The sequence below is a fragment of the Psychromonas sp. SR45-3 genome, assembly GCF_014163575.1.
GTDB classification, from domain to species: Bacteria; Pseudomonadota; Gammaproteobacteria; order Enterobacterales; family Psychromonadaceae; genus Psychromonas; species Psychromonas arctica.
The window spans coordinates 20,378-38,302 of sequence record NZ_JACJDP010000025.1 but is presented as its reverse complement, the minus strand read 5'-3'; the positions used below and the strand labels follow the sequence as shown (position 1 = coordinate 38,302).

General features: G+C 37.0%; 17 protein-coding genes. 13 read left to right on the top strand and 4 right to left on the bottom strand.

Annotation, left to right across the window (positions count from 1 at the left end):
- Nucleotide 1 precedes the first annotated feature (1 nt).
- Genes H5084_RS13330 through H5084_RS13320 form a run of 3 tightly spaced genes read left to right on the top strand, consistent with a single transcriptional unit; the run spans nucleotide 2 to nucleotide 1,546 of the window.
- Nucleotides 2-784, top strand: a complete 783-nt coding sequence (locus tag H5084_RS13330) for a TSUP family transporter (protein WP_182690788.1) — start codon at nucleotides 2-4, stop codon at nucleotides 782-784.
- Nucleotides 769-1,338 (top strand): primosomal replication protein, encoded by a 570-nt coding sequence (locus H5084_RS13325; RefSeq protein ID WP_182690787.1) that lies wholly within the window; start codon nucleotides 769-771, stop codon nucleotides 1,336-1,338. The genes H5084_RS13330 and H5084_RS13325 overlap by 16 nt, the downstream gene beginning before the upstream one ends.
- Nucleotides 1,328-1,546 (top strand): DUF2496 domain-containing protein, encoded by a 219-nt coding sequence (locus H5084_RS13320; RefSeq protein ID WP_182690786.1) that lies wholly within the window; start codon nucleotides 1,328-1,330, stop codon nucleotides 1,544-1,546. The genes H5084_RS13325 and H5084_RS13320 overlap by 11 nt, the downstream gene beginning before the upstream one ends.
- 145 nt (nucleotides 1,547-1,691) lie before the next feature.
- Here H5084_RS13320 and cysS read toward each other — a convergent pair whose 3' ends face one another.
- The gene (gene cysS, locus H5084_RS13315) at nucleotides 1,692-3,095 is read right to left on the bottom strand and encodes a cysteine--tRNA ligase (protein WP_182690785.1); all 1,404 of its coding nucleotides are present in this window, start codon (nucleotides 3,093-3,095) and stop codon (nucleotides 1,692-1,694) included.
- A gap of 128 nt (nucleotides 3,096-3,223) precedes the next feature.
- On the opposite strand from cysS, the gene H5084_RS13310 reads away from it, so the two are divergent.
- Complete coding sequence (locus H5084_RS13310; RefSeq protein ID WP_182690784.1) at nucleotides 3,224-3,718, top strand: peptidylprolyl isomerase; 495 nt, start codon at nucleotides 3,224-3,226, stop codon at nucleotides 3,716-3,718.
- Between the two features lie 6 nt (nucleotides 3,719-3,724).
- A complete protein-coding gene (locus H5084_RS13305) occupies nucleotides 3,725-4,465 on the top strand; it encodes a UDP-2,3-diacylglucosamine diphosphatase (RefSeq protein WP_028867590.1) in 741 nt (246 codons plus the stop codon).
- Nucleotides 4,466-4,738: 273 nt separating this feature from the next.
- Here the strand turns inward: H5084_RS13305 and H5084_RS13300 are convergent, their stop codons facing one another.
- The 3 genes from H5084_RS13300 to proQ form a co-directional block, all read right to left on the bottom strand.
- A complete protein-coding gene (locus H5084_RS13300; RefSeq protein WP_182690783.1) occupies nucleotides 4,739-6,400 on the bottom strand; it encodes an AMP-binding protein in 1,662 nt (553 codons plus the stop codon).
- Nucleotides 6,401-6,469: 69 nt separating this feature from the next.
- Nucleotides 6,470-8,464, bottom strand: coding sequence for a carboxy terminal-processing peptidase (prc, locus tag H5084_RS13295; protein ID WP_182690782.1), 1,995 nt, complete (start codon nucleotides 8,462-8,464; stop codon nucleotides 6,470-6,472).
- A gap of 11 nt (nucleotides 8,465-8,475) precedes the next feature.
- Nucleotides 8,476-9,105, bottom strand: coding sequence for an RNA chaperone ProQ (proQ, locus tag H5084_RS13290; RefSeq protein ID WP_028867593.1), 630 nt, complete (start codon nucleotides 9,103-9,105; stop codon nucleotides 8,476-8,478).
- Nucleotides 9,106-9,371: 266 nt separating this feature from the next.
- Here proQ and yegQ point away from each other — a divergent pair, with 266 nt between their 5' ends.
- The 8 genes from yegQ to H5084_RS13250 all read left to right on the top strand — a co-directional run bounded on the left by yegQ (nucleotide 9,372) and on the right by H5084_RS13250 (nucleotide 17,844).
- Nucleotides 9,372-10,715 (top strand): tRNA 5-hydroxyuridine modification protein YegQ, encoded by a 1,344-nt coding sequence (yegQ, locus tag H5084_RS13285; protein WP_182690781.1) that lies wholly within the window; start codon nucleotides 9,372-9,374, stop codon nucleotides 10,713-10,715.
- A gap of 1 nt (nucleotide 10,716) precedes the next feature.
- Nucleotides 10,717-10,968, top strand: a complete 252-nt coding sequence (locus H5084_RS13280; RefSeq protein ID WP_182690780.1) for a YfhL family 4Fe-4S dicluster ferredoxin — start codon at nucleotides 10,717-10,719, stop codon at nucleotides 10,966-10,968.
- Nucleotides 10,965-12,302, top strand: a complete 1,338-nt coding sequence (locus H5084_RS13275; protein ID WP_182690779.1) for an MATE family efflux transporter — start codon at nucleotides 10,965-10,967, stop codon at nucleotides 12,300-12,302. Before H5084_RS13280 ends, H5084_RS13275 begins: the two co-directional genes overlap by 4 nt.
- A gap of 292 nt (nucleotides 12,303-12,594) precedes the next feature.
- The gene (locus H5084_RS13270) at nucleotides 12,595-14,199 is read left to right on the top strand and encodes an ABC transporter substrate-binding protein (RefSeq protein WP_182690778.1); all 1,605 of its coding nucleotides are present in this window, start codon (nucleotides 12,595-12,597) and stop codon (nucleotides 14,197-14,199) included.
- Between the two features lies 1 nt (nucleotide 14,200).
- Nucleotides 14,201-15,175: an ABC transporter permease subunit gene (locus tag H5084_RS13265; protein ID WP_028867598.1), complete on the top strand. Its 975-nt coding sequence runs from the start codon at nucleotides 14,201-14,203 to the stop codon at nucleotides 15,173-15,175.
- The gene (locus H5084_RS13260) at nucleotides 15,162-16,052 is read left to right on the top strand and encodes an ABC transporter permease subunit (protein ID WP_028867599.1); all 891 of its coding nucleotides are present in this window, start codon (nucleotides 15,162-15,164) and stop codon (nucleotides 16,050-16,052) included. Before H5084_RS13265 ends, H5084_RS13260 begins: the two co-directional genes overlap by 14 nt.
- On the top strand, nucleotides 16,052-17,062 hold the full coding sequence (locus H5084_RS13255; protein ID WP_028867600.1) for an oligopeptide/dipeptide ABC transporter ATP-binding protein: 1,011 nt from the start codon (nucleotides 16,052-16,054) through the stop codon (nucleotides 17,060-17,062). The genes H5084_RS13260 and H5084_RS13255 overlap by 1 nt, the downstream gene beginning before the upstream one ends.
- Nucleotides 17,035-17,844 (top strand): ATP-binding cassette domain-containing protein, encoded by an 810-nt coding sequence (locus tag H5084_RS13250; RefSeq protein WP_051368961.1) that lies wholly within the window; start codon nucleotides 17,035-17,037, stop codon nucleotides 17,842-17,844. Before H5084_RS13255 ends, H5084_RS13250 begins: the two co-directional genes overlap by 28 nt.
- Nucleotides 17,845-17,925: the final 81 nt, after the last annotated feature.

Here is a 17,925-nt window from a genome sequence, read left to right as displayed (position 1 = left end):
AATGACAGAGTTTGTATTAGATCCCAATAGCTGGGTGCTATTGGCATTAGTTGGTTTGATAGCCGGCTTTATCGATGCAGTAGTAGGCGGAGGCGGTATGCTCACTGTACCGACATTATTGAGTGTTGGTTTACCACCCCACCTGACGTTAGGAACTAATAAATTATCTGCATGTTTTGCCTCTGGTACGGCGGCCTATACCTATTTCCGTAAAGAACTTTTTAATCCCGAATTTTGGAAACATACCTTTTATAGTACGTTAATTGGCGCCATGTTTGGGACCATTTTAGTAAACTATATTTCCACGGAGTTTCTGAATAAATTTTTGCCTTTAGTGATTTTAACAGTCGCTATTTATACTTTATTTAACCGAGTAAAAGAAATTGATAATGCAACGCTTCCTGAAAACACTCCTTTATTAAGGATTATTCAGCGTATTCAAGGCTTTGTTTTAGGTTTTTATGATGGTGTTTCTGGCCCTGGCACGGGGGCATTTTGGGTTATCTCTAATATGCACTTATACCGTCTGAATATTCTATTATCCAGTGGTTTAGCTAAAGCAATGAACTTCACTAGTAATTTTGTTTCCTTATTAACCTTTATCTATTTTGGTCAAGTTGACTGGTTTATCGGATTAACAATGGGTGCTTGCTTAATGCTAGGTGCTTTTATCGGTGCACATTCAGCCATTTATTTTGGTGCAAAATTTATCCGCCCTGTCTTTATTATCATTGTGCTAATTATGGCAATTAACCTTGGGTATAACGCATGGTTCAGTCAGTAGATTTAAAGCACTTAAGCGCCTTATCCGAACAACTTGCAACGCTTAGTTTACGTTGTCGAGAGTGGGATAATAAAATTACTTTATCGGAAAATAAGTCATTTCGTTTTGAAGTACATTTATTTAATACGAGTAGCTTAACCCTGTCTGGTTACTGTCAACAAATCCAGACGACCTTTGAACATTTAAAACACGTTATTACTAAAGAGATGGGTAATACAATCATCAATTATGAATGTGAAAAGCTCATCAATCAATTTTCAGCTTTATTGAATATCGTGAATCAGTTGGATGCGGGTAAAGCTGAAGGTTTATATAAACGCTATTCAACACAACAAGAAAAAGTATATCAACAGTTGCAACGTCAATATCAATATGAAAAAAGGCTATTGGCGATGATTAATGAAGAAAATAGCCTTTACCAACAAGCAAACACTGCCAATAATAAAGAAATTCATAAATCACGAGTGAGTGCACTCAAAGAACGTTATCAAAAGTGTAACGAGTTTACGCAAGCATTAGAATTTAAGATGGAAGCTTTAGACAATGACGAATAATGACAGTACGATTGATTCAGGATTAGTATCTGCGCCTTTAGAGATTAAACTGGCTGTAGATTTGATTCAATTATTAGAAGACAACAACCTGCCGTTAGAGGCGACTATTAAAGCTTTGGAAATAACCTTACGAGACTTTAAAAATAAGCAGCTTACGCAACTTAAAGCCCCCAAAAGTAAAAGCCTAAACGCTAAAACATCGTTGTAGATACAGACAATTATTTTGTAAGCTTAGTAGATCCTACCGTTACAACTAATTTCTAAGCGTAGTAAATCGAACCATTACAACCAATCTAAAAAAAGGACATCAAATGATGTCCTTTTCTTTTAGCGATTCGCAGCAAGGCTAGGCATTAGACTTTACGCCAAGTTGTACCATTAGGGCCATCTTCAAGCACCACATTTAATGCCGCTAACTTATCACGAGCATCATCAGCACTTGGCCAATCTTTATTTGCCCTTGCCGTATTACGTTGTAAAATTAATGCTTCTATCTCAGCAACTTGTTGATCATTTTCATGATCTTTTCCCACACCTTGTAAAAACTGATCTGGATTTTGACTTAACAAACCTAACACATTAGCAAACTTGACCAGCATGCTCCCCAAAAGAACCGCTTTTTTAGGATCAGTTGCTTTAACACGATTCAACTCTTTGGCTAAATCAAATAATACTGCCAACGCTTCAGGTGTATTAAAGTCATCATCCATCGCTTTCACAAAGCCTTGATAGAACTTACTGTCTTTAATTGCTTGATCAATCTCAATATCACTGATAGCTACATCACGTATAGCAGTATATAAACGCTCTAAGCTAGCTCTTGCTTGTTTCAAATTATCTTCTGAATAATTAAGTTGGCTACGGTAGTGCCCAGAGATTAAAAAGTAACGAACAGATTCACTATCATAGACATCTAATACATCTTTGATAGTGAAAAAGTTATTTAAAGACTTAGACATTTTGACTTTATCAACTTGCACCATACCCGAATGCATCCAAGTATTAACGTATTCACCGTGATGTGCACAACATGACTGCGCAATTTCATTTTCATGATGCGGGAAACTTAAATCCGACCCACCGCCATGAATATCGAACACTTCACCAAGATGTTTTCTATTCATTGCTGAACATTCAATGTGCCAACCTGGGCGACCTTCTCCCCATGGTGATGACCATGATGGTTCGCCACTTTTCGCCATTTTCCATAGCACAAAATCTAATGGGTCATGTTTACTATCTTCAACTTCAACACGAGAACCGGCCTGCAACATTTCAAGATTTTGACCGCTTAATTGGCCATATTCTGGGAATGATGAGACAGAAAAAAGCACATCACCAGAGTCAGAAACATAGGCATGATTTTTTGCTATCAGTGTTGATATCATTTCGATCACTTCAGGCATGTGATCCGTTACTCGTGGTTCAATATCGGGTCTGATCATATTCAATGCATCAAAGTCCGCATGCATTGCATCAGTAAAACGAGCCGTTAATTGGTCACAAGTCTCGCCGTTTTCATTGGCACGTTTAATAATTTTGTCGTCTACATCTGTAATGTTACGGATAAAAGTTAAGTCGTAACCACTAAAACGTAAGTAGCGAGCCACGGTATCAAAAGCAACAAATGTGCGACCATGTCCTATATGACAGTAATCATAGATGGTAACACCACACACATACATTCCCACTTTGCCTGCGACAAGGGGTTTAAATTCTTCTTTAGTTCGAGTTAAGGTGTTGTAGATTTTTAACATTTTCCATCCAATGCGATTACTGTAAAAACGCCTATTCTAACCTGACCAAGTGACAAATTCATCCTTTGTATTTAATGAATTAACGAGTTGAGGTATGATAATGCTCTTTTTGAAGATAGGATTTAACAATGATTACTTTACATACAAATTTTGGCGACATCACATTAGAAATGAATGAAGAGAAAGCACCTAAAACAGTGGCTAATTTCATTAAATATGCAACAAGTGGTCATTACGATAACACCATTTTTCACCGTGTTATTGATGGTTTCATGATTCAAGGGGGTGGTTTTGCACCGGGCATGGAAGAGAAAGACAGCCAAAAGCCTATTAAAAACGAAGCAAATAACGGCTTATCAAACGTAAAATATTCAGTAGCAATGGCGCGTACTATGGAACCGCATTCAGCTTCTGCACAATTTTTTATCAATGTCGGCGATAACAAATTTTTAGATTTTAAATCAGAAACAACTGATGGTTGGGGATACTGTGTATTCGCTAAAGTAGTCGCTGGTGAAGATGTAGTAGATAAAATCAAAGGCGTAGCAACAGGTAATGCACATTATGTTCATCAAGATGTGCCACTAGATGACGTTGTGATCACTAACGTTACCGTAGCGTAACTGATTATGCGCACTTTATTCATTGCAGACTTACATCTCAGCGAAAATCATCGTCATATAAGCGATGCCTTTTTTGCTTTTCTTGAAAAAGAAGCAGCTAATGCTGAAACACTTTATATCCTTGGTGATATGTTTGAGGTGTGGATAGGAGATGATGAACATACTCCTTTAATGGATGAAGTTGCGCAGAAATTAACAGCTTATGCTAAAAAAAATAACACTCAAATTTTCTATATTCACGGTAACCGAGACTTTATGATTGGCAAACGTTATGCACAGCAGTCTTCAATGACTTTATTACCAGAGCATACCGAAATAGATTTATACGGAACTAAAACATTAATTATGCACGGTGATACTTTGTGTTTGTTTGATAAAAACTATCAACGTATGCGTAAAGTGATCCATAACCCTGTAATGCAATTTATTTTTAATTGCTTACCACTCAAGCTGCGCAAGCGTATTGGTTGGAAGATCCGCACTGCGAGCCAATCTAAAAAAGTATATAAAAATACGAATATGATGGGCGTGACAGAGCAAGAAGTGCATCGTTTGATGACATTACATCAAGTACAACGTTTAATTCATGGCCATACGCACCAAGCTTTTGTACATGATTTGACTGTTAATGATAAGGCTGGGCAACGCTTTGATGTGGGAGACTGGTACAACAACTTAAGTTTTGTTGATGCCAACCCAGATAATATTAACCTAGTTGTGTTACCCATTGATTATTATCAGCAATAAAAATACAGTTCGCATTCGCTCGGTACTATTTGGTACTAGGTAAGTACGAGTAGTGACTAGATAGGTATGATATGCGAAGTGTTTAATACAGCTAATTATTTAATGCTATCGATTATTTAATACCTTAATCATTGGCATTAAGTTAACCACACTCCCATACGTTAATTACACAATCGTCACCTTTAAATACTGCTCTTGGCAGAATCATTGTCTATACAAAAACGCAGATAAAAATGGTAAGCACTGAAGCCATAGAGTGTTAAGCCAAGAAAGTTATCTGTCTTTTAATAAACGGCGTAACACTTTGCCCACGTTATTTTTTGGTAGCTCGCTCACTATTTCTATCAATTTAGGCTGTTTATATCGCGTTAATTGACCTTCACAATGGTGTTTAATCATTTCAACGGTGACTTTGTAATCATCTAACACCACAAACAGTTTCACGCTCTCACCAGACTGCTCATCATTAACTCCTACGACAGCAGCCTCTGAGACCCCTTGCATTTGTACCACAGTATCTTCTATTTCATTAGGGTAAACATTAAAGCCTGACACTAATATCATGTCTTTTTTACGGTCAACTAAACGTAATAAACCTTGTTCATCAAATAGACCAATATCACCACTTTTAAACCAGCCATCATTAAACGCTAACGCAGTTTCTTCCTCATTTTGCCAATAGTGCGGCATGACTTGAGGCCCTTTAATTTCTATTTCACCCGGGCTGTTATAATCTTCGATAACGCTATTATTATCATCGACTAAGCGTAAATCAGTTCCAGGCATAGGTAACCCAATTGAACCATCATGCGCTGTCACATTATAAGAGTTGACACTTACCATAGGAGCACACTCCGTTAATCCATAGCCCTCAATGACCGTACTGCCTGTAACTTCTTTCCACAAATTAGCGACTTTAGTTTGTGTTGCCATGCCCCCTGCGATAGTTATTTTTAGCGAAGAAAAGTCTACGTCATTAATTTTAGGATGATGTAGTAACGCGTTGAATAATGTATTCAATGCAGTAAAGAAGGTAAATTTATACTTACTTAAGGTTTTTATAAAAGTATCGAGATCACGAGGATTAGTGATCAATAAATTAGTGCCACCTTTTTTAATAAAAAATAGACAATTAACCGTCAGCGCAAATGCATGATAAAGAGGTAATGCAGTGACCATTATTTCGCTTTCTTGATCAACAGTTAAACCAAATACAGCGTCTGCCTGCGCTAAACTCGCCGCCATATTACGCTGAGTCATTACCGCCCCTTTTGAAACACCTGTAGTTCCTCCCGTATATTGTATCAGTGCGATATCATCTAAATTAATCACAGGACGAATGTATTGCCCTTTATCACCCTCTTTAAGTGCATTACGATAACTTTTTGCACTAGGCAACTGATACTTGGGTACCATTCGTTTGACATAGGAAACAATAAAGTTAACGAACTTTCTCTTTAATAAAGGTAATGCATCACCAATTTTAGTTAGCACCACATGCTTGATTTGAGTTTGTTTCACAATACTCTGTAGCGTTTGTGCATAATTAGACACAATAAAAATAGCTTTTGCGCCTGAGTCATTAAGCTGATGCTTTAATTCTGATGCGGTATACAGTGGGTTTATATTGACGACCACCAACCCCGCTCTTAAAACGCCTAATAAAATAATAGGGTATTGCAATAGATTTGGCATCATGATCGCGACACGGTCCCCCTTCGCAAGTTGCGAAGTTTGTTGCAGATAGACTGCAATTTTCCTTGATTGAAGGTCTAACTCTGCATAGGTCAGCGTTTCATCCATATTGATAAAAGCAATATGTTCTGGATGTTGTTGAAATGTTTGTTCAAACATATCAACTAAATTAATCAATGAGCTTTCATCTATTTCACTGTTAATACCTTCAGGGTATTTATCTAGCCATGGTTTAAACATAAAAATTCCTTTTAAAAACAAAAAAACCGACTATAAAAGTCGGTTTTATTATTAACACCAAACAGTTACCTATAGATTAGCGTAATCTAACGTAATGTGGCTAGCTTCTATCAAAAATGCGTCAAGGGGCTCAAAATCATCCGGAATATCGTCTAAAGACGTGACCTCTTTTAACCCGGCACGCTTTAGTCGCTCATTAGTGCGCTGTAAATTTTCAGCTTCTTTTACTTCGCGTTCATTAACACGTACGTTTTCAACTAGCGAAATACTGGTTTTATCTTTATCGGCACGATAATCTGCAATATCGTCAGCCAAATAATTAAACTCAATTTCTTTTTTGATGCGTAATTGATGAGCTTCTATTAATTGTTTAATTCCTTTATCTAAATCAGCGACTTTTCGATATTTAGCAGAACGAATATTATCCCAAGGTAATGCATTTTTTTCTAAACTTTCACCTGTATCTTGTGGGTCAATACCGCTTGGGAAAGCAATGTCAGGGATAACCCCTTTATTTTGTGTGCTGCCACCATTAATACGATAAAATTTAGCAATGGTATATTGTACTGAACCGACTGCATCTTGGTTGGTATCGTAGTAACGTGCGATACGACGATGTTGTTGCACAGTACCTTTACCAAAGCTTTGTTCACCTATAATAATGGCACGGCCATAATCCTGTAGTGCAGCGGCAAATATTTCTGATGCAGAAGCACTATTACGATTGATTAATACCGTCAAAGGACCATTATAAGCGATATTGTCATCATCATCGGCTTGCACAGCAATTTGCTGACGGCTATCTCTCACTTGAACAACTGGACCTGTTTTAATAAATAAACCTGTTAATAGTGTTGCTTCACTTAATGCTCCACCACCGTTATTACGAAGATCAATCACAATCCCTTTTACATCTTTTTTAGCTAAGATGTCTAATTCACGTTCTACGTCTTCACTGAGTTTGATGTAAAAACTTGGAATGGTAATGACACCAATATTTTCGCCATTAATCACTTGTACAGATGATTTTGCCTCTCTGTCTTCAAGGTGAATTTTTTCACGCACAATTTCGATAACTTTATTAATATCGCCGGCTTTACCCGACAAAATTTGTAACTTAACCTTGGTGCCTTTCGGACCTTTAATAAGCTCAACAATATCATCTAAACGCCAGCCCACAACATCTATGATTTTTTCGCCTTCTTGACCAACACCAATGATTTTATCATCTTTAGCCAATTGTTTTGACTTATCAGCTGGACCACCAGGAACTAAACTCCGGATCACTGTGTAATCATCTTCAAGTTGTAAAACCGCACCAATCCCTTCAAGAGAAAGATTCATTTCCATTTTAAAACGTTCAGCATTACGTGGCGATAAGTAACTAGTGTGAGGCTCTATTGTGTGTGCATAGGCATTCATGAAAGCTTGGAATACATCTTCACTTTCAGTTTGAGTTAAATGTTTGAGTGCATAAGTATAACGTTTAGTTAATAACGTTTTAATTTCAGGCCATTTTTTATCAGCTAATTTTAACGTTAATGCATCAGATTTAACTCGCGCATGCCATAGTTTATCTAACGCTTGCTTATCTTTTGCCCATTGAGCTTTACTACGGTCATATTGATATTCTTCTTCAGTATCAAAAGTAATCTCTTTATCTAGTAACGACAAAGCGTAGGTAAAACGTTCAAAACGTCGCGTTAAGTTAAGTTGGTAGATTTTGTAGGCAGGTTCAAGTTGACCAAATTTAAGATTATCATCAAATGAATATTGATAAGCTTTAATCGCATCAATATCACTTTGCATGAAGATCTGTTTATTGTAATCAAGCTGTTCAATATAACGATTGAACACTTTTTCAGACAACTGGTCATCTAAAGGCATATATTTATAATGAGAGCGACTAAATAAATCGCTCACTCGTTTCGCCACTTTTGCATGCTGAGACTCTTGATGCAATTGCGGGATATCTTTTAAATCTACATTTGAGGAAGAAGCAAAAGCAACTCCGATAAAAATGATTTGGGATAGAATTAATGCATGACGAAAGAGTTTATTCATTAAAATACCTTTTATACGATTAAATGCTTAGCTTTAACTTTTACAACCATTCCTGAGTCTAGTTGCACTTGAACTTCTTCTTTTAAAATTTCAACAACGGTTGCCGAAACAGGCGATTTTCCTAAAAGAACTTTGACTGATTGCGATACTTTAAGTTCATTATGATTAGCTTCTTTATACTGACTTAAGTCAATCTCAGGTTTTTTAACTGCTTTTTTAGGCGCTTCTTTTTTACGACTTGGCACAGTCACTTTTTTAGCAGCACGAGCTGGTGCTTTATTGGCGTCTGTTTTTTTCTTGTTCGCAAATGCTTTTTCTTTACTTTCTTTTAGCGACAATTGCGCGTGGTCAGCATGCTCTTGAGAAACTTCATCCCCTTCAACACCATCTAAATCGACACGTTTTGCACCTGCTTTTACACAGTGTAAGTAACGCCAACTCATTGTGTATTGACGTAACGCACCACGAAGCTGTGTTTTACTGACGCGAGTTTCATTCTCTAGACGAGTTGCTAGTTCTTGAAACACACCAATTTTTAATGGTTTTGCAGGCTCAGCACTAGCGATGAAGCAAGCTGGAAACTGTTCCGTTAAGAAGGCAATGATTTGTTTGTTATTTGTAAACTTTTCTGTGTTTTCCATGTAAAACCTAATATTTAAAAACGATGTTGAAAGATATCCAGAGTAAATCTCTGATAATCAGTAAGAAAATTATTCGCTAGTATAGAGGTGCGTTTATTAAATGTGAAACTAATTATCACCTCAGTATGCCTATTCCGACCATTTTTTGCCATTTATCATCAATACTCAATATTTCCAGCCTTCAGCTACACCTTTTTTACAAAAACAAGTAGAATGCCCGCTTTCCTTTTGTGGGAATGTCCAAATTTTATATTGAAGAGGCTTAGATGAAACCAGAATTATTATCCCCTGCAGGTAGTTTAAAGAACATGCGTTACGCTTTTGCCTATGGGGCCGATGCTGTTTATGCAGGTCAACCTCGTTACTCTTTACGAGTTAGAAATAATGAATTCAATCTTGAAAAGCTTCAAATAGGCATCAATGAAGCCCATGCACAGGGTAAAAAATTATATGTAGTGTGCAATATTCAACCACATAACTCTAAACTAAAAACATTTATCCGCGATATGAAACCCGTGGTTGATTTAAAACCCGACGCATTAATCATGTCTGACCCGGGTTTAATCATGATGGTACGTGAAGTTTTTCCTGACATGCCAATTCATTTGAGTGTGCAAGCGAATGCAGTTAACTGGGCCACGGTAAAGTTTTGGTACCAACAAGGTATTGAACGCGTAATTTTGTCGCGTGAACTTTCTCTGGATGAAATTGAAGATATTCGCTTCCATTGCCCTGAAATTGAAATCGAAGTATTTGTTCATGGTGCACTATGTATGGCTTATTCTGGCCGTTGTTTGTTGTCAGGCTACATTAACAAACGCGATCCCAACCAAGGTACATGCACAAACTCTTGTCGCTGGAAATACGATGCCCATGAAGCGACGGAAAATGAAACCGGTGATATTGTTGCTATCCATAAACCTGAGCCAACGTTAGGTAGTGGCGAGACCACGGATCAAATTTTCTTATTACAAGAAGAAGGAAGACCGAATGAATATATGCCTGCTTTTGAAGATGAGCATGGTACTTATATTATGAACTCTAAAGACCTTCGTGCGATTCAGCATGTCGAACGTCTTTTAAAAATGGGTGTACACTCTTTAAAAATAGAAGGTCGCACTAAAAGTTTCTATTATTGTGCTCGTACCGCTCAGGTATACCGTAAAGCGATGGATGACGCTATTGCAGGTCGTCCTTTTGACCCATCATTAATGAGTTCATTAGAAAACCTGGCTCATCGAGGTTACACCGAAGGTTTCTTAAGCCGTCATACTCATGACCAATACCAAAATTATGATTACGGTTATTCAATCAGTGAGACTCAGCAGTTTGTTGGTGAAATTACTGGACGTAATCAACAAGGCCTTGCTGAAATAAATGTAAAAAATAAGTTTTTAGTCGGAGACAAACTAGAGCTAATGACACCGCAGGGTAACCTCAACTTTAAGTTAGAAGAGTTACATAACCGTAAAGGTGAATTAGTCGATGTGGCACCGGGTTCAGGCCATGTCCTATATATTCCAGTACCAAAAGAGATAGATTTAAGCCACGGTTTACTGATGAGAAACTTGACTCAGGGTACTGACACTCGTAACCCGCATAGTAAATAACATGGCTTTATTAATAGAAGACAGTTGCATCAACTGTGATATGTGCGATCCAGAATGTCCTAATGAAGCAATCACCTTTGGGGCTGAAATATATGAAATCAATCCAGATTTATGTACTGAATGTGTGGGTTTTTATGAACAGGCAACCTGCGTCGCAGTTTGCCCTATCAACTGTATCATTATCGATCCTAAGCATGTTGAAACAGAGCAACAGCTGCTGGATAAATTTGCAAATTTACACGTTAATCAATGAGTTCATTCGCGGCTAAATTTACACAGGGTAATATTCCTGAGCATATATTAAAAATGGCGCTGACTAATGCGGTGGCCTTAAGCGTGTTTTTTGTTGTTGATTTGATTAATATCTATTTTATTAGTTTATTAAATCAACCTCACTTGGTTGCTGCCATTGCCTATGCAGCAGCCCTGTTATTTTTTACCACCTCATTGACCATTGCTATGGTCATTGCGAACTCCGCTGTCGTTGCCAAGTTAATAGGTCAAGGCCAGCAGCAGCAGCAAGCCAAACAAGCTTCAATGAGCTGTTACCTAATAACCTTATTAATTAGTTCTCTAATTACCCTTACTGTTTTTTTTAATGCTAACCACCTATTAACATTAATAGGTGCCAATGGTATTGCTTTAGATGCAGCCAGTGCTTATTTAAAAATAACCATTTTTTCTTTTCCACTGATTGCCATGGCAATGCAGATCACAGCTACATTACGGTCATTAGGTAAACCTAAATTAGGTATGTATTGCACCCTAGCAGGTGGTATATGTAATATTATTCTCGATCCTCTGTTTATCTTTTACTTTAAGTTAAATATTGAAGGGGCAGCCATTGCAGCAATCGTTGCGAGAAGCGTGATGTTATTGATTGCCACCTTTTATCTAATTGTGGTTTGTGGTTTTATTAGTCGCATTACTTTTGTTGATTTTATCAAGCACATGAGAAATATTAGTGCAGTTGCTATTCCTGCTGCATTAACACAAATCGCCACACCACTGAGTCATTTGTATATTACTTATGAAATGGCTAAATTTGGCGGTAGTTTTGTTGCTGGCTGGGCAATCATTAGTCGTTTGATCCCCGTCGCTTTTGTGATGTTGTTTGCAATGCCTGGCGCAATCGGCCCTATCATCAGCCAAAACTTGGGTGCAAGGCAGTTTAAACGCGTCAAAACAACTTTAAATCAATCACTTAACTTTATTATTAAATATGTCTTTGTTTTAGCATTAACCCTGTCACTAATGCAAGAATACCTTGTCACTTTATTTAATGCTGGCCCAGATACTGGAATGTTAATCCGCTTTTTTTGTCAATATGTCAGCGTTAGCTTTATATTTGTTGCAATGAATTTAGTCGCGATGTCTTTTCTGAATAATGTTGGTCGGCCTAAAATGGCCACCTTATTGAATCTTGGAAAAATGTCTTTAGGAACGGTTCCTTTTGTGAGTATCGGTGCCTATTATTATGGCGCTCAAGGCATATTGATTGGGCAAGCTTTAGGTAGCATTATATTTGGCTTAGCCGCCATTATATTGTGCTATCGTATTGTCACTAAATTAGAAGTAATTGTTTAATGGTGATGACTTGAAGGTGGTCACTTAAAGGTAATTAATTAAAAATCATTAAGCAAAATAAAATGATTTATAGTGCTTACTCTTTAAGATACAAGGAACTGTAAGCTAAAATTCGACTACCAGCGAGGCATGGGTTGAAGAAATGTTAGGCATAATGATGACCTAATGCATTAAATCGATACTTTATTACTATCTTTAGCAAGAACGAATAGGTTTACGCATATTTAATATGTTAATTAAGCGGCGCTAATGTTAAATTACACACCTCACTCTAATGGAATAGAATAGCTTTATGCGTTTAATATGCTTATTGTTCTTTATCACAACCCTTAGCGGCTGTTATCAAAATAAAGCACTAACACAAAATACTCTTATCTATTGCACTGAAAGTTTACCTACTTCGTTTAATCCTCAAATTAGTCATGATATTGCGAGCCTAGATGCAACCACACATCAAATTTATAGCCGCTTAGTCACCATTGACTCTAAAACCAATAAATTCATTCCTGACTTAGCTGAAAGTTGGCAACGTAGCGATGATAAATTACGTTACCGGTTTACATTGCGCAGCAACATTAGCTTTCACCAAACAGACTTCTTTAAACCAACTCGCTTTTTCAATGCTGATGATGTGTTATTTAGTTTTAATCGCATGCTAGATTACCAACATCCCTATCATATGGTGAATAATCAAGCTGAAAACTATTTTTATAATCATCCTTTCACTAATTTATTATCTGAAATTAATAAGATTGACGATCATACCGTTGAGTTTGTTTTAGTTAAACCCGATGTAACGTTACTTGCAAATCTTGCAGCACATTACGCAGTGATCCATTCTCAGGAATATGCAAATCAGTTGATACAACAAGGCCAGCCAGAGAATTTGGACTTCCAACCGATCGGAACTGGGCCTTTTAAATTTAAAAGTTTTGATAGTAACGGCACTATCCGTTATAAAAAACATGCACTTTATTGGCAATCAATGACCAATATTCAAAACTTAATTTATTTTACTAACCCAAGTGCAACCAAGCGTTACACCAAATTATTATCTGGCGAATGTGATGCAATCTCTTACCCTGCAGCGAGCCAATTAGAAGCGTTAAGTAAAAATAAAAATATTACCCTAAACAGTAAATCAACGGAAAACATTGCGTTGTGGGCATTTAATACAAAGCGAGATATTTTAAAGAATTATCAGGTACGCCAAGCACTTTCGCAGGCTATTGATAAAAAAACCATTTTACAGGCTGTTTATTTTCAAAGTGCAATACAAACGGATACGTTATTAAGTAAACAGTCATGGGCATTAAAACCTCGATTTGAAAACGATCAATACGACCCAGATAAAGCACGACAAAACTTAACATTATTAAATTACGATTTTTCTAAAACGTTAACGATTTTATTGCCTGATAGTTCCGATGTATTTAATCCTAACTTCCATAAAACAGCGGAATTAATCCAAGCTAACTTAGGTGATATTGGTATTAAAACAGATATTATCAATTTAAGTGGTGCGGCTTTAAAAGCACGTTTAAGAAGTGGTGATTACGATACCTATTTAACCGGCATTAATGTGCATATTAACGACCCTGATAGTATTTTTAGACCGCTTTTAAGCTGTAATTCGACCGCAGAAACGGGCAACAGCAGCCATTGGTGCTCACCAAAAATACAAGTATTGTTAGACCAGTCATTAACAGAGTCTAATTTTGCACAACGTATTAAAAACTATTATCAGATTCAAGACGAAATTTATAAGCAACGCCCTTACCTGCCTATTGCACATGTATTAAGGTTGGATGCTATTTCGAAATCAATTTTAAATGTTGAAGTCAATCCATTAACTGGTATTAATTTCCAAAATGCCATTAAACAAGATTTGAATTAATATGCTGTCATTTTTACTAAGACGTTTGAACCTATTATTAATTACTGCGTTGATATTAACTATCATCGCCTTTGCTGTGGACCGTATTGTCTCGGTCAACGCTGACGCAGTAGTAAGCCATAATGGATACATCAGCCAATATTTTTCTTATCTATGGAATATTCTTAATGGTAATTTAGGGCACTCTTCGGTGGATAACCAAGCGCTGCTTGATCGTGGTCTAATCTTTTTTGCTTCGACATTAGAACTTTGTTTCACAGCTTTAATCTTCTCCAGCATTATCGCCATTCCACTCGGTTTATTGGCGGGTTTATTCAGAAATACACGCTTAGATTATGGAATCATGACAATTGCCATTATTGGACTCGCTTTACCTGTTTTTTGGGTGGGCGTAATGGCGGTATTATTACCCAGTGTGTGGGGCCAAGTTTTACCCGTTGATGGAAACTTAAGTTTAATTTATGAAGTACCCGTTGTGACTGGATTTTTGTTAATTGATACATTAATGGTTACCGAACAGTACGAGCTATTTGCATTTATAGACCGTGTTGCACATTTAATTCTGCCTGCATTAGTTTTATCATTTTTCTTAATCACTGAAATTGTACGTTTAACCCGTCATTCCATGACCATGGTGATGCGCAGTAATTATATACAAGCCGCCTATGCAAAAGGTTTTTCTCGAACAAAAATCGTTTTTGCACATGCATTAAAAAATGCACTGCCCCCTATTATTCCGCAATTACGGCTGCAATTAAGCACCATCATATCTTTTGCGATGACCATTGAAATTGTATTTAACTTAAATGGTATTGGAAAATGGTTATTTATTTCATTGAAAACAGGTGATTATTTAGTATTACCTGCTGGTATATTAATTATTAGCGGATTTATTTTATCATTCAGTATTTTCATAGAAATTCTCATGGTTATTATTAGTCCATTAAGACGAGGTTCCTTATATGCTGATAAATAACGGCTTTAATGAAGATAAAATTCAATCACCACTAGGTTATATTTGGTCCATTTTTAAAACCAAAACTATTGCAGTAGTCGCTATGTGGTTAATTATTGTTTTGATTATTGTCTCGCTATTTGCCCCTTGGTTTGTGCCACATTCTCCCTTGGCACAAAACCCAGAGAGCATGTTATTACCTCCGTATTGGGTCGAGGGAGGAGATATTAACCATATTTTGGGAACCGATGATTTAGGTCGAGACTCACTCTCTCGTTTATTTCATGGACTACAACTTACTTTAGGTGGCGCACTACTCATTACGCTATTGGTCGGTATAATTGGAATGCTTATCGGGGCTGCTGCGGCCCTTACAAAAGGTGTTAAAGCAAGTGTTTTACATCACTTGTTAGATGCTTTGTTAGCGATTCCAACATTACTTTCTGCATTAATACTGATCACTATCTTTGGACCAAGTTATACAAACTGTTTGATTGCTATATCTCTTTCATTGTTACCGCAATTCATACGTTCTAGTTTTTTGGCCATTGAACAAGAACTAAGTAAACAATATATTGTTGCGATACAACTAGATGGTGCAACAAAAACACGCTTATTTAGATACGGAATTTTGCCTAATATTTTAGAGCCAACCATTACTATTATTAACCGTTTATTTACCATGGCTATTATCGAAATTGCTACACTAGGTTTTTTAGGTTTTGGTGCTCAATTACCCCAAACTGAATTAGGCTCTATCATCGCCAGTAGTATGGAACTAATTTATCTTTCTCCTTGGTTGGTTACTTTCCCAGGGATTGCTATTTTCACAGTAATTATTATCGTAAATGTACTTTCAGAAGGTTTACGGCACGCAGTACTCGAAGGTGAAGAATAATGGCTTTATTAGATATCAGAAACCTAAGCATTGATATTGATACTGCACAGGGAAAAATTCGCGTTATCGATAAAGCCTCATTAAATATAGTGGATGGTTCAATCCATGGTTTGATTGGTGAGTCAGGGTCAGGTAAAACCCTGATCGCTAAAGCTATATTAGGTTTACATAACAGTAACTGGACGGTTACGGCTGACCGTATGTTTCTAGGCAAGACAGATTTAGCAAAACTCACGCATAAAGAACGACGTCAAATCCTAGGTAAAGAGATTTCAGTTATTTTTCAAGAGCCCAGCTCTTACCTAGATCCAAGTCAAAAAATACGCGTTCAAATTGAATCGGTTTTACCCAAAAAAACTTGGCAACAACGCTTTCGTTTGATATTGACCAAGATTAAAAAAGTAAACGTACAATCACGACGCTTACAAATAAAAGAGTTGTTGCACAAAGTAGGTATTCAGAACGATGTGGCAGTATTAAATTGTTTCCCACACCAACTTTCGGAAGGTGTTTGCCAGAAAGTGATGATTGCTATGGCAATTGCTAATAATCCACGTTTGATTATTGCCGATGAGCCAACCACTGCAATGGAAGCGGTTACCCAATCACAAATATTTCGCTTGCTGTACAAACTTAACCAATTAAATAATACGACTCTGCTTATATTGAGTAATAATTTTGCCAATACTAGTAACATATCCGATTACATGACCTTAGTTTATTGTGGACAAACGGTTGAATCAGGATCTTATAAGCAAATAATGGGCAGTGCAATGCACCCCTATACACAATCGATGTTAAAAACATTGATCAATAATGTGCAATTTAATGAGCATAAAGCGCAACTGTACACATTACCCGGTAATATTCCTTCTTCTAACCAATTACCGATCGGTTGCCGACTGGGGCCTAGATGCCCTAGAGCACAAAAGATATGTGTTGAAAACCCTACTTTAACGACTAAAAAAGGCCATAGTTTCCGATGTCACTATCCAACCAAAGTGAGCTAAATGTGCAGCCGTTATTAAAAGTAACGGATCTGTGTAAAAGCTTTAAACATGCAACGGGTATTCTCAGTAGTCGTGAGCAACTCGCTTTCGGACCTGTCAGCTTTACCCTAGAGCCGGGTCAAACATTGGCTGTGGTTGGTGAAAGTGGATCTGGAAAAAGTGCATTGGTCAGGACGATTGGCGGTATGTTAATAGCAAACTCCGGAGATATATACGTAAAAGGACAGCATCTTAGCTCGCTTAACTCTCAGCAACGTTGTTTGTCTATACGCATGATTTTTCAAGACCCAAGTAGTTCGTTAAACCCTAAAACGACGGTAGGGAAAATACTACATGCACCTTTACAATTAAATACAGATTTAAATGACAAGCAACGCCATCAACAAATTCTGGAAACCTTGAAATTAGTGGGATTATTACCTGATTATTTAGCTTTTTATCCTAATATGCTTTCCAGTGTTCAAAAACACCAAGTGGCTATCGCTCGTGCCATGATCTTAAATCCTGACATTATTATTGCCGATGAAATTTTGTCTACATTAGATATTTCACTGCGATTTAAAATCGTCAACCTATTGCTAAAGATACAAAAGGCAAAAGGGACTAGCTATATTTTTGTTGCGCATAATATGCACTTAGTCAAACACATGAGTGATCAAATCCTAGTATTACATCAGGGAAAAATTATTGAAAAAGGCACAGCTAAAAGCGTTTGCGAGTCGCCACAGGAAGAACAAACAAAATATTTGTTATTAAGTCACCAGCCAGACTACCGAAAGTAGTATTTATTTGATAAAAAATAAACAAAATACCTCTTTTGGTCTATACTCTCCGGTTTAAAGCATTTCTTTGATTCTATATAA